Origin of the sequence: Paenibacillus sp. WLX2291 (assembly GCF_046603665.1) — a bacterium.
In the GTDB taxonomy this organism is placed as follows: domain Bacteria; phylum Bacillota; class Bacilli; order Paenibacillales; family Paenibacillaceae; genus Saccharibacillus.
The window spans coordinates 2,337,130-2,349,805 of record NZ_CP176755.1; the positions used below are offsets into that span (position 1 = coordinate 2,337,130).

Annotated in this window: 11 protein-coding genes and 1 riboswitch; of the genes, 9 read left to right on the forward strand and 2 right to left on the reverse strand. The window is 46.5% G+C overall.

The features are described 5' to 3' along the window. Nucleotides 1-35 precede the first annotated feature (35 nt). The 4 genes from ACDE64_RS10130 (at nt 36) to ACDE64_RS10145 (ending at nt 4,677) form a co-directional block, all read left to right on the forward strand. A complete protein-coding gene (locus ACDE64_RS10130) occupies nt 36-425 on the forward strand; it encodes a hypothetical protein (protein WP_411349904.1) in 390 nt (129 codons plus the stop codon). Nucleotides 426-805: 380 nt separating this feature from the next. Next, nucleotides 806-1,408 carry an MSMEG_1061 family FMN-dependent PPOX-type flavoprotein gene (locus ACDE64_RS10135; RefSeq protein WP_411349905.1) on the forward strand — a complete coding sequence of 201 codons (603 nt, stop codon included), beginning with the start codon at nt 806-808 and terminating at the stop codon, nt 1,406-1,408. Between the two features lie 511 nt (nt 1,409-1,919). Next, a riboswitch (purine riboswitch) is annotated at nt 1,920-2,020 on the forward strand. A gap of 182 nt (nt 2,021-2,202) precedes the next feature. Beyond that, nucleotides 2,203-3,666 (forward strand): NAD(P)/FAD-dependent oxidoreductase, encoded by a 1,464-nt coding sequence (locus ACDE64_RS10140; protein ID WP_411346752.1) that lies wholly within the window; start codon nt 2,203-2,205, stop codon nt 3,664-3,666. 372 nt (nt 3,667-4,038) lie between these two features. After that, a complete protein-coding gene (locus tag ACDE64_RS10145; RefSeq protein ID WP_411349906.1) occupies nt 4,039-4,677 on the forward strand; it encodes an NAD(P)-dependent oxidoreductase in 639 nt (212 codons plus the stop codon). Nucleotides 4,678-4,738: 61 nt separating this feature from the next. Here ACDE64_RS10145 and ACDE64_RS10150 read toward each other — a convergent pair whose 3' ends face one another. After that, nucleotides 4,739-5,590: an alpha/beta hydrolase family protein gene (locus ACDE64_RS10150; RefSeq protein WP_411349907.1), complete on the reverse strand. Its 852-nt coding sequence runs from the start codon at nt 5,588-5,590 to the stop codon at nt 4,739-4,741. A 162-nt stretch (nt 5,591-5,752) separates the two neighbouring features. Between ACDE64_RS10150 and pxpB the strand changes: the two genes are divergently transcribed. The 5 genes from pxpB to ACDE64_RS10175 all read left to right on the forward strand — a co-directional run bounded on the left by pxpB (nt 5,753) and on the right by ACDE64_RS10175 (nt 11,773). Continuing rightward, nucleotides 5,753-6,667, forward strand: a complete 915-nt coding sequence (pxpB, locus tag ACDE64_RS10155; protein WP_411349908.1) for a 5-oxoprolinase subunit PxpB — start codon at nt 5,753-5,755, stop codon at nt 6,665-6,667. Further along, nucleotides 6,664-7,695 (forward strand): biotin-dependent carboxyltransferase family protein, encoded by a 1,032-nt coding sequence (locus tag ACDE64_RS10160; RefSeq protein WP_411349909.1) that lies wholly within the window; start codon nt 6,664-6,666, stop codon nt 7,693-7,695. Before pxpB ends, ACDE64_RS10160 begins: the two co-directional genes overlap by 4 nt. Before the next feature lie 223 nt (nt 7,696-7,918). Further along, complete coding sequence (locus ACDE64_RS10165) at nt 7,919-8,836, forward strand: LamB/YcsF family protein (protein WP_411349910.1); 918 nt, start codon at nt 7,919-7,921, stop codon at nt 8,834-8,836. After that, nucleotides 8,833-9,855: a TRM11 family SAM-dependent methyltransferase gene (locus ACDE64_RS10170; RefSeq protein WP_411349911.1), complete on the forward strand. Its 1,023-nt coding sequence runs from the start codon at nt 8,833-8,835 to the stop codon at nt 9,853-9,855. Before ACDE64_RS10165 ends, ACDE64_RS10170 begins: the two co-directional genes overlap by 4 nt. A gap of 223 nt (nt 9,856-10,078) precedes the next feature. Beyond that, on the forward strand, nt 10,079-11,773 hold the full coding sequence (locus ACDE64_RS10175; protein WP_411349912.1) for a M3 family oligoendopeptidase: 1,695 nt from the start codon (nt 10,079-10,081) through the stop codon (nt 11,771-11,773). A 250-nt stretch (nt 11,774-12,023) separates the two neighbouring features. Here ACDE64_RS10175 and ACDE64_RS10180 read toward each other — a convergent pair whose 3' ends face one another. Further along, nucleotides 12,024-12,455 (reverse strand): hypothetical protein, encoded by a 432-nt coding sequence (locus ACDE64_RS10180; protein WP_411349913.1) that lies wholly within the window; start codon nt 12,453-12,455, stop codon nt 12,024-12,026. Nucleotides 12,456-12,676: the final 221 nt, after the last annotated feature.

The following is a 12,676-nucleotide window of genomic DNA, read 5'->3' on the forward strand; positions in this document are numbered from 1 at the left end:
ATCTCCGGCAAACCCGGGGGATAGGAGGAGTATAGATGAATAAGAAAAACGGCGGCAACGTGAATCAACGTCACTATGATATTATTGCTCTGCATATGATGGAATGGAATCCAATGAAATTACGCGAATGGTGCTTACCTGACGAATATAATATCGAAATTGAACATATTGTTAACATTTTGCCGAATGTCCATTCCTCTCACGAATTAGGACAACAGTTGTTCTGGATCATGCAAAAGTACTTTGGTCCGTATGCCAAGTGCAGCAACGCAGAATGCCAGCAGATTGCCGATCTGATGTACACCGATTTGCAAGCTGTACCTGAAACGGCAAAGCCTATTGCATCGTTTCACTTTTACGAAGATCGGCTTGTGCTCGGTACGTATGAGGGCGGGTTGTATCGTCGTACGCGTTCGTCTGACTAAGCAGCAGTTTCATAAGAACGAGTTGTATAGAACGGTGTATATTCATATGACCGATCTGTAATATAAGAATGACAAGCCAAAGAACCTGTAACCCGCGACACTATGACGTGGATACAGGTTTTTTGGCTTGTCAAGATCCGCTGTAATCCGGATCAATACATGTAGTTAACTATCATATGTAAACTTGTACAAATAACAAATTTGAAATAAATACGATATAATAAACCAATTACGACGGACGATATTCTTACACACAGTATCGTCCTTATATGCAGACATCATCCTTACAGGCGAATGTTCAATCTAATTCAAGCATGACTTGGTATACTCTGCATATAGACAACAATTATACATATACATATCCCAAAGGAGGAATTGTTATGCAACCTGCAAAAACGGCGGTTGAACCGACAGAGCAGTATATTACTTCGCTGGAAGAATTAAGGCAGTATACTGGCGAACCTCACGAGCATATTATGAAAAAAACGATCTCCGTTGTGGATCGTCATGTGGCGTATTATTTATCCTTATCGTCGTTGTTTTTCCTAGCGACTTCGGATGGAGAAGGACGATCTGATGTATCTCCGCGCGGCGATGGACCGGGTTTTGTTAAAGTATTGGATGACAAGCGCCTGATCTTCCCTGAACGTCATGGCAATCGTCGTGCTGATTCTCTCTGCAACATGCTGGAAAATCCGCAAATCGGTATGATTTTCCTCATTCCGGGAATGGACGAAGTACTGCGCGTGAATGGGCGTGCACGGATTACCAATGACGCCACACTGCTGGAAAAGATGGAGTGGAGCGGCAAAACGATGGGACTTGGCGTCGTAGTGGAAGTAGAGGAATGTTTTGTTCATTGTCCGCGTGCGTTAAAACAGGGCGGAGCCTGGAAGCAGGAAAAATGGGCAGATGCCGAACAATTCCCATCAACGAAAGAGATGTTCTTGGATCATTTACGTTTGAATGGAATTGAGCTGTAAGTGTAATATTAAGCGGTAAATGTAATAGTAAGTTATACAAGCAATATTGAGCTGTACATGCAGTATTGAGGTGTAACTGTAATCTAATGAACTGTGAATGAGAAGGGGCGAGTACATCTGTAGAAGATGTACTCGCCATTTTTGCATTTTCGTAGACAATATGCTGATGAACGGACGTCTGTTACAGTGAAGTCTGGTGGATTCTTCTGTTACATATCATACTGAAACGTGTCAAAATCACGTATTCATGATGGATAAGCTACCTGTCTAACTTTCGGGATTGTAGAAAAAAATAAAATCTACACAATACAACTCTGTAATGAAAGTAAAGTTCGTGAAAATTAAATGAAAAAGTAATTACATACCCATATTGCCGAATTAAAATAATAAAAAACGAACATTTATGAAAATATATGGTTGACCATTCGGATATTTTTCGGTACTATACGACTGTAGCCTGTTTTGAAATGACATCGCTATGCAAATGTATAACTGAAAAGCGTACATTAATCACAATACTACAATAAATATTCGTATATCCTCGAAAATAAGGTTCGGGGGTCTCTACTAAGGAACCGCAAATTCCTGGCTACGGATAGGATGCTTTGGCATACCTGTTCGCAAGCCGGGAATTTTTTGTCGTGATAGATACGGTAGCCTTGTTTTGTCATGCCCAAAATGGCCGTTTTGGGTGACATGCAAGTACTCGGCTTGTGTGACCGGAGCAGGTACATGATGGAATACAGCAGCATCCGTATACAACCAAAATGATGATGACAGATGGGGGACTTATGATGAACACATACGATTGCATCGTTGTAGGAGCGGGACCAGCAGGAATTTTTGCTTGTTATGAATTGACACGGATTGCACCGGATTGGAAGGTACTATTGATTGACAAAGGGCATAACATTTACAGTCGCAATTGCCCGATCATGCAGGAGAAGATCCAATTCTGTCCGCCGCCAGCTGGTAAAAAGGATTATGCAGGCTGTCTGCCTGCCTGCTCTGTTACCGCAGGTTTTGGTGGTGCAGGCGCATACAGTGATGGCAAATTCAATATCACAACCGAGTTTGGCGGCTGGTTGACCGATTATTTGCCGGGGTCGCGCGTGGAGGACTTGATCCGTTACGTGGACAGCATCAATCTGGAGCATGGCGCAACCGAGAACATTACCGATCCAACCACCGATGTGATTCGCGATATTGAGCAGCGTGGCTACGCGTCCGGGCTGAAGCTACTGCGTGCTGAGGTTCGTCATCTGGGCACCGAGCAAAATCTGGAAATTCTCAAATCCATCTATGAATATCTGAATACACGCATCGATATGGTCTACAAAGCCGAAGTGGAAGACATTATCACCGTCAAAGAAGATGGCAAGCATCGTATCACAGGTATCGTCACCAAAAAAGGCGAAACCTACGAATCTGCCAATGTGATGATCGCTCCAGGACGTGACGGTTCTGCATGGCTGACTGATATTTTGAAAAAGCGTCGTCTGAAAATGTACAACAATCAGGTCGATGTAGGTGTTCGTGTGGAGACGTCCGATGTGGTCATGCAGGAGATTAACAAGCATCTGTATGAGGGCAAATTCATTTTCAATACGTCTGTCGGTACACGCGTGCGTACTTTCTGTAGCAATCCATCCGGGCACGTTGTCGTCGAGAATCATAGCGGTGTGATGGCAGCCAACGGTCATTCATTCAAAGACCCAGCGCTCGGTTCACGGAATACGAACTTTGCCCTGCTCGTCTCGCACAAATTCACAGAGCCGTTCGACAAGCCGAATGAATATGCGCGTGAGATTTGCCGACGGGCGAACGATCTGTCTAGCGGTGGTGTCATTGTACAGAAATTCGGAGACATTTTGCGTGGACGACGCTCCACAGCTGACCGGATCAAAGAAGGCTTTTTGGAGCCCACATTAAAAGAAGCGGTTCCGGGCGACCTCGGTCTCGTCTTGCCTTACAACACGATGAAAAGTCTGGTCGAAATGGTACATGCATTGGAAGGCGTGACGCCGGGGATTGCTTCCGAACACACATTATTTTACGGCGTGGAAGCCAAATTCTACTCTGCGCGTCCGAAGCTGAATGATAACCTGGAAACGGAGATTGACGGTTTGTACTGTGGCGGTGATGGAGCAGGTGTAACCCGTGGTCTGGCACAGGCAGGCGCAGCTGGCGTCTGGATCGCTCGTAGCATGTTTGCCAAAGCTGGCAGCAGCACCCGTGTTCCGGCAACTGTTGTTTGACGTTTACAGTTCAGCAAGCCTATACAGTTGCTAGATTGATTCGTAACGATGAATAGATAAACCAAACAATATACCATGTCATAACGTACCAAAAAGCTGATTCGCTATACAGAATCAGCTTTTTGCGTGTATTCATTTGACAAGTGAATCATTTCTAATTTATATTGATCATATAAAACTTACTAAAAGTAATAAAGTTTATAAATGTAACCTTTGTTATTCTATAGTACGATCTGCATGTTGACCAAGACGAATGCGTCATGACAAGCGTTGCTATGCGCAACAATGTGGATGAGAATAACGATTACAAGGTTTCGTTCGGGTAATAGATGGATAACAACATATTCTATAATAGGACGGAGTGAATGAACGATGAAGATTGTTATTTTTGGGGCGAGTGGACGGACGGGTACGGAGCTGATGGTGCAAGGATTGGAGCGTGGGCATGAAGTCACGGCATTCGTCCGTAATCCGCAAAGCATCCAAACGCAGCATCCCCATCTACATATTGTGCAAGGTGAGGCGACCAATGCGGAGCAGGTGAATAAGGTCATACGTGAAGGCTCATATGATGTGGTCTTTTCCGCGCTAGGTGCCAAAAGTCCATTTCGGCGTGATCTGAAGCTGGTCGAGGCAGTGCGATACATCGCCAGTGCGACATCCAATCACTCCTCGGCTCAATTGCTGCATATATCGTTTGTCGGTGGACGTGAAGACGCAGGCAAGCTGGGAATCTTGTACAAATATATTACCCCGGTCGTAATGAAAAATTTGCTGGCTGATCATCGTGCCAAAGACGAGATCATTACAAGTAGTGGAGCAAACTGGACCCTAGTACAGCCGCCGATTCTAACCAATGGCGAACGAAACGGACACTATATCGCCGAGACGCAGATCAGTCGACTACCATCCAGCAAATTGAAGATTTCGCGCGCTAATCTGGCGCAATTTATGCTAGAGCAAGCAGAGCAGAACGCGTACAGTCGCCAGACAGTTATGGTTAGTGAATGATGGATTGAGCGATGCTCATACAAGTGAATCGGCAGTGTACTCTTCTTTTGAGGCATTTTGGTTACTTATGCTGTATCCATTCGAACATACGGGCAATCGCCTGCTTGTGCACATCTTCGGGCATATGATGTCCGTATTCTTCATACCACTGCACATCACAAGGCTTCCCAAGCTCCTGTAGACGTCGGATCATCAATTGTCCGTGTGAAGGCTCTACCTGCTCATCTTGTTGTCCATGAATAATTAGTGTCGGGCATGGAAAGTCCTTTGCCAGTGCAGAAGGCGAACGGGCTTCGTAGCGTTCCGGGTATTTGCCAGTGGAGCCGCCAATTACGCGCTTGAGCATCCGTCTCAGATCGATCCGTTCTTCATACGTTTGCGCCAGATCGGCGACTCCACCCCACAAAATAAGCGCCAGCATATGGCGCTTTTTATTGTGCCAGCGAACGGCTGCTTGCGCTGCATTCACCGAACCACGTGAGAAGCCCATAATCGATACTCGCTGCTCCTTCACAAATGGCAAAGACGCCAGCCAATCTAGCCCGGACAGTACATCCTGTACATCGTCGCCGCCGAATTGATCACGTCCTTCGCCACCTTCGGCACCTCGATAACAGGGAGCAAATACGACCTGTCCATGCTGAGCGAACCGTTCCAGCCATGTCATCCGCACACTGCCGACCCTACCGATACCGCCGCGACAATATACAAATGCGGGATAGACATCGTTCTGCACAGCTTGCTCTGGCTTGTGTAATGGACAGGCGATTTCCTCTACAGACAGATCATCCCTTTTAAAACATTGCTGTATATGGTTCAGCAAAGTATCCGGTTGTAGGTATGTGCCGTATGGCAACGCCAGATAGCCTTTGACTTTGTATTCATCTGACAGATAAGTTATGCGGTAGATCATGGTGATCCTCTCCTTTGGTAGCTCTTGTTGTCCGTATCTATGTTACCCATTATCGCATATTCCAATAGACGTTGCCTCGACAGCATTTCCAGCAATCGGTACAATGAATGGAAGAGCTTGAATGCGTGGTTGGTATATAACAGGTCAGCAGGAGGGAAGAACATGAATCAGGGATGGACATTGCATCCGCTTGGCGATGCGGCAATTTTGATTGAATTTGGAACTGTAATTCGCGAAGATATTTTGGCAAAGGTGCAGCAGGGCATGGCAATGCTGGAGCAGTCTCCTTTTCCGGGGCTAGTGGAGTGTGTTCCTTCATATACGACACTGACGGTGTATTATGATCCGGTCAGTGTAGCCAGTTGGACCAATGCTTCTTTGCTGGATTACATAGTGGTAAGAGATTCTCAACATACAGAACCTATACAGGATCATACGTCGCATCTGGAGCATATTCATAGACACAATCCGGGTACAAGCGTGGATGATGAGCTATTGCTTGATACATTATGGCGGGGTACTCCATATGATCGGGTATGTGCATGGTTAGATGCATTGCTAAGCCATATCGCTGTTGCCGCGGACGATCTAAAAGTAGAACATACTGTAGTGGAGATTCCGGTTTGTTACGGTGGTGACTATGGACCCGATCTTGCTCATGTGGCTGCGCACAACGGGCTAACAGAGCAGGAGGTGATTGCTCTGCATAGCGGTGGAGATTATCTGGTATACACATTAGGGTTTGCGCCGGGCTTCCCGTATCTGGGTGGACTATCGAAGCAATTGGCAACACCACGGCGTGATACACCGCGCGTACGTATTCCTGCTGGTTCGGTAGGCATTGCAGGGATGCAGACGGGCATTTATCCACTGGAAACACCGGGTGGCTGGCAGCTGATTGGACGCACGCCGTTATCGTTGTTTCGTCCGCATCGACAACCACCTGCCTTATTAAGCAGTGGCAATCGACTTGTTTTTCGTCCTATTTCTGAGCAGCAGTATGTGGAATTATATGAGCAGGATACACGTATGAATTTGCCGGATTCTATTCATAAACTGGGGGAGGAGATGGAATGAGTCTATCGATCGAAAAGCCGGGATTGCTAACGACAATTCAAGATATCGGACGCATCGGCTACGGACAATATGGTATTAGTCGCTCTGGTGCGATGGACGGATTGGCACATCGACTTGCCAATTGGTTGGTTGGCAATCCAGATCATGCAGCAACACTGGAAATGACGTGGTCAGGCATGACCGCTTTGGTAGAGCAGGACTGCTGGATAGCGATTACGGGTAGTGATATGCAGCCGTGCGTTCATGGCAAACCGGTACCTATGTGGCGTCCGGTATTTGTTTCGGCAGGAAGTCGATTGTTGTTCAAGCAGTCAGTGAGCGGGTGTCGTGCCTATATCGGCATTGCAGGCGGCTGGCAGGGGGAGCAAATTATGGGCAGTACGAGTACCTATTTGCGCGCTGGTCTGGGTGGACTGGATGGTAGGCCTTTACAGGCAGGCGACAAAATTAGCGCTGCTCAATCATACTCTGGTTTCTCTCAGCAGACGTCACGGCAAGCCGCTGTATCGTTGCAGCAGAATGATGTTGCTGCTGTGAACTGGCGAGTCAGTGCCAATCTCATTCCACAGTACGGCAAGCAGGCAGTGATTCGCGTATTACCGGGCAGGCAGTGGGAAGACTTTGACGGACCGATGCAGCAAATGCTGCTGGAACAAGAGTATCGCATCACACCACAATCGGATCGCATGGGCTATCGGTTATCCGGCTCAGAGCTGCAAACGATGCAGCCCCAGCAGTACATTTCCGAAGCCGTCAGTCAGGGTACGGTTCAGGTGCCGCCAGATGGACAGCCGATTATTTTGATGGCAGATCGGCAGACATTGGGTGGTTATGCGAAGATCGCTCAAGTAATCAGTCTCGATCTGCCAAGGCTTGCTCAGATGGCACCGGGCGATCAGATTCATTTTCAACTGATTGATATGGAGGAAGCGCAGCGATTATATGTAGGATGGGTACGAGAATTGGCGGTGCTGCGTCGTTTTATTACTATGAAGTTGAATGAACTAGGGCTGAGTGTCAGATACTGAAGTGATTTGAATAATCGGATGTAACCATGCAAAACATAAAGAACACAAGAACACAAGAACACAAGAACACAAGAACACAAGAACACAAGAACACAAGAACACAAGAACACAAGAACACAAGAACACTAAAAATGCGATGAGCGCGAAGAATGCCGTGAGCGCAAAGAACGCAAAGACATAGCATCTTCGTAAATATATACCTTAGAAGATAAGGGGGATACTCATGAACAATCATGCTGAGAACAGTGACACGGAGAATAGTAATGTAGATAAACGCGATACGAAGAACCGTCATGCAGACAACTGCAATGCCAAGAGCAGGAATGCAGACAACGTAACTGCGAATCGGCAGACGCCGATTATACTGGATATCAATTGCGATATGGGTGAGAGCTTTGGTGCTTATGTGATCGGTAATGATGAGCAGTTATTCGCAGAGATTACGTCTGCCAATATTGCCTGCGGCTTTCATGCTGGTGATCCGGGTGTGATGCGGCGAGCGGTGCAAGGGGCTTTGCGACACGGCGTAGCGATTGGAGCGCATCCAGGATTGCCAGATCTGGTCGGATTTGGGCGGCGTCATATGAATATTTCACCGCAGGAAGCATACGATCTGGTTACTTATCAGCTAGGGGCGCTGCATGCTTTTGTCAGTCAGGAAGGTGGCAAGCTTCATCATGTGAAGCCGCATGGAGCGTTATACAATATGGCGGCGGTATCGCGCCCACTGGCAGATCATATCGCAAGAGCGGTTGCTGCCTATGATAGCGACCTGATCCTTTATGGATTGTCTGGCAGTCTACTCATACAAGCAGGGCAAGAAGCTGGATTGCAGGTGGCGAGTGAAGTGTTCGCTGATCGTACATATCAGTCGGATGGCACGTTAACGCCGCGTCAGCAGCCAGATGCCCTCATTGACGATACGGCAGTTGCGGTGGAGCAGATCATCCACATGCTCACAACTGGTACGGTACGTGCAGTGGATGGTACACAGGTTTCTATTCAAGCAGATACGGTGTGTATTCATGGGGATGGTGCACATGCCGTGACGTTTGCCCGTGAATTGAATAAATGTCTATGTGATGCGGGTGTACAGCTAAGCGCTCCAAGTATATTAACAGGAAAAGAGGAACAGGCTTGATAAAGCAGTACGATTCGCAAGACCAGCGTCATGAGGTATCCAGCTATTTGTATACATACGCCTGCCACGAGGACGAGCGAGAATTATGTGCGCTGGAGCTGAAGCGATTGCTGGATACAGAACCGCAGCCCGGTTATGTGGAAACGCCAATCGCGATCTCGCCAGAACGTAGCCCGTTTGTGCATTATCGGCTGGATATCCAGTGGGAAGCCCATTCGCTGGAAGCACTAGAGCAGCTTGCTGCACAGATCAATGTGCTAAATGAGCAGGAAGATACGGATTTGCCCACTTTCCATTCGAATGGAGACGAAGCGCTACGTACGTTCAAATTACTCTGTCTGGATGCACAGCAGACATTCTCTTATGAAGAGAAGCGTCAACTGGAGCGCCGCATCGGAATGTGCATACATGGCAAAGCACAAATGAAGCAACCGCAATTGTTATTCGGTATGGCATACAGCGGTGGACGCTGGGTACTGGGCAGATGTCATTTGGCGGAATCGGTCTGGTTGCAGCATAATGACAAGCCGCGCCATTATTCTACGGCGCTCAGCACGCGTGTTGCCCGGGCAGCAGTCAATATTGCTTTGCCGCATCCAACTGGACGTACGCTTATCGACCCATGCTGTGGCATCGGGACAGTACTGGTAGAGGCTTTGTCGATGAATATAGATACTGTCGGTTATGATCTCAACCCACTAGCTGTACAGGGCGCGCGCGAGAATTTGCAGCACTATGGGATGCCCAATATTGTTAGTATCGGCGATCTGCGTCAGCTCAAAGGCAGCTATGATGCGCTGATTGTTGATCTGCCTTACAATCTGTGTTCGGTTCTGGAAGAAGATGAACGTTTGCACATGCTGCAAGCAGCAGCAAGACTAGCGCACACACAGCTTGTTATTTCTACTGAAAATATCGCAAATTCGCTAGCGGAAGCTGGGCTGACTGTTCAGCATATCTGTCATTTGCATAAAGGCAAATTCACACGATACCTCTGGTTATGTAGTCATCAATTCTAAAATAAAGTTGCTATATATACCCATTTTCCGCAAGGTGAATGGGTATTATTGTAAAATAAAATCATGGCACAATACGCCTACCTATCGCTTTGCATCGACAAATTGTGTTATTTTTTATATTTTTATTCGACCAGCGGATAAAAAATCTGTTCATGCATTGTGAAATTTAGTAACATATAATTAGCCGGTAGATTCCGAGTTTATGACAGTGAGGTGCAAGTGTATGAAGTTTAGCGAATTTACGTACAAACGTCCGGATATGGACCAGTTGAAAGCGGAATTTGACCAGCTGCTGAACCGTTTTACAACAGCGTCCAGCTTTGACGAGCAGGATGAGGCAATGGCAGATATCAACAAACTAAGCAATGCGTTTTCGACGCAGGTGCAGCTTGTATCGGTACGTCATTCGATTAATACCGAAGACGAATTTTACAAAACCGAGCAGGAATTCATGGATGAGATTGGCCCTGTTTTTCAGGAATACATAGACAGCTACTACAAGGCGCTTGTACATTCCGCCTTCCGCAGTGAGCTGGAGCAGAAATGGGGACATCAGCTGTTCGCATCGGCTGAACTGACATTGAAAACGTTCCATCCTGACATCATCGGTGATCTTCAGCAGGAGAACAAGCTGGCAACCGCGTATGCGCAGCTGATTGCTTCGGCGAAAATTCCATTCGAAGGCGAAGAACGTACGCTCAGTCAGCTGGCACCATTCGCGCAGTCCAAAGACCGCGATATGCGTCAACGTGCTGGTGAAGCTACGTATGGTTTCCTTGCGGAAAACAGTGCCGAGCTGGATCGCATTTACGATGAATTGGTCAAAGTGCGTACAGGCATCGCCCGCAAGCTGGGGTATAACAACTTTACGGAACTTGCGTATGCGCGCATGGGACGTACCGATTACGGTCCAGAACAAGTAGCCGCCTTCCGCAAGCAGGTTAAAGAATATATCGTACCTGCTGCATCCCGTCTCAAAGAACGTCAGCGTAATCGTCTCGGCGTGGAGCGTCTGGCTTATTTTGACCAGAACTTCAGCTTCCCGACAGGCAACCCGCTTCCGAAGGGTGATGCTGATTTTATTATTAACAATGGTGCCAAAATGTACTCCGAGCTGTCGCCGGAGATTGATCAATTTTACAAGTTTATGCAGGACAACGAGCTGATGGATCTGCTCAGCAAAAAAGGTAAAATGGGTGGCGGCTATTGCACCTTCTTGAACGATTATCAAAGTCCGTTTATCTTCGCTAACTTTAACGGCACATCCGGCGATATTGACGTGCTGACTCATGAAATGGGACACGCGTTTCAAGTGTATGAAAGCCGCAACTTCAAAGTGCCGGAATACATCTGGCCAACTTATGAAGCGGCAGAGATTCATTCGATGAGCATGGAATTTTTTACATGGCCGTGGATGGAGCTGTTCTTCAAGGAAGATACAGACAAATACAAATTTGATCATCTGGCAAGCGGGCTGATCTTTATACCGTATGGTACCGCGGTGGATGAATTCCAGCATATCGTGTATGACAATCCGGATTTCTCACCAGCTGAGCGCAAAGCAGCTTGGAAATCGCTAGAGGAGAAATATCTTCCATACTGGGATCAGAGCGATAATCCGTATCTGGAAGGTGGCGGCTTCTGGCAGAAGCAAGGGCATATCTATGAAGCGCCATTCTACTATATCGACTACACGCTGGCACAAATCTGCGCATTCCAGTTCTGGAAACGAATGCACGAGGACCAACCAGCTGCATGGGCAGATTATGTGAACCTGTGCCGTCAGGGCGGTAGCAAATCGTTTACTGAGCTGGTAGAAGTGGCAGGTCTGATCTCACCGTTTCAAGAAGGCTGTGTATCATCCGTTATTGGCGATATCGAAGGCTGGCTGAACCAGATCGACGATAGCAAGCTGTAAGCAGAAAAGCTGTTTGGGTCTATTGCATATGAGTTGCCAATGTTACAGTATACACGTTGATTGTGTAACATTGTGAAACGGAAATAGAAATATAATAACCCCACTATTTGCGATGGAAGTTGAAGCTTCCTTATCCAGATCGTATAGAAATAACCGGCTTCCCTTACGGAAAGCCGGTTGTTTTGCATTACAGTGGTTTTCAATATACAGATATTCATATTCAATGATAGTTGTACAGATTGTTATAGTGTTAGTAAAGAAGATCCAATCCCCCACTTTTGGTATCAATTCCATCAAAGCTGAATGTAAACCGATACGTACCGGGATGCTCCTGAAGATCAACGCCATTTTGATGAGGGAACTGCTGAATTTCTTGACCTGCATGCAAGATCGTTACTGTATAAGGTTCCCATTTTTTACGTTCCTTAGAATATTTTTCAATAGAAAAAATTGCTTTTTGACTGTCCTTTAATTGAAAGTTTGTTTTTACATTGAAAAAGTAGCCTTGACCAAAAGTAGCGCTATAGTAAATTGGATTGGCTGGTGTAACTTTATATTTCCAGTGCGCTTCAATAAAACCGGCAGCACCTGCAATAGGTGCAACAGCAAGCAGCAACATCATCAGAGATAGTGTAAGCAACATCACCTTTTTGCGGATCAACAAAATTGCAGATATACTCATTATGATGCTCCTCTCTAAAACCATAGTGGATTGTGGGAACTATTGAGCAATGGAACCTCCTTTCGTTGTAAAGGGATGAGTAAAGGTTTGCTTGACTGCCCAATGACTCATGCTGTTCAGGTGCGATATGTATTCTTTTATAAAACTATAATTTTCTTTTATGACTACAATTTACCATTTGAAATCAAGGATTACTAGGTTACTTAGTCATTTTCTTTGAG

Bases quoted from the DNA above. Each gene is read 5' to 3' on its own strand.
- ACDE64_RS10135 (WP_411349905.1), top strand. From the start codon at position 806: ATGCAACCTGCAAAAACGGCGGTTGAACCGACAGAGCAGTATATTACT.
- ACDE64_RS10180 (WP_411349913.1), bottom strand. From the start codon at position 12,455: ATGAGTATATCTGCAATTTTGTTGATCCGCAAAAAGGTGATGTTGCTT.
- ACDE64_RS10130 (WP_411349904.1), top strand. From the start codon at position 36: ATGAATAAGAAAAACGGCGGCAACGTGAATCAACGTCACTATGATATT.
- pxpB (WP_411349908.1), top strand. From the start codon at position 5,753: ATGAATCAGGGATGGACATTGCATCCGCTTGGCGATGCGGCAATTTTG.
- ACDE64_RS10150 (WP_411349907.1), bottom strand. From the start codon at position 5,590: ATGATCTACCGCATAACTTATCTGTCAGATGAATACAAAGTCAAAGGC.
- ACDE64_RS10165 (WP_411349910.1), top strand. From the start codon at position 7,919: ATGAACAATCATGCTGAGAACAGTGACACGGAGAATAGTAATGTAGAT.
- ACDE64_RS10160 (WP_411349909.1), top strand. From the start codon at position 6,664: ATGAGTCTATCGATCGAAAAGCCGGGATTGCTAACGACAATTCAAGAT.
- ACDE64_RS10140 (WP_411346752.1), top strand. From the start codon at position 2,203: ATGAACACATACGATTGCATCGTTGTAGGAGCGGGACCAGCAGGAATT.
- ACDE64_RS10145 (WP_411349906.1), top strand. From the start codon at position 4,039: ATGAAGATTGTTATTTTTGGGGCGAGTGGACGGACGGGTACGGAGCTG.
- ACDE64_RS10175 (WP_411349912.1), top strand. From the start codon at position 10,079: ATGAAGTTTAGCGAATTTACGTACAAACGTCCGGATATGGACCAGTTG.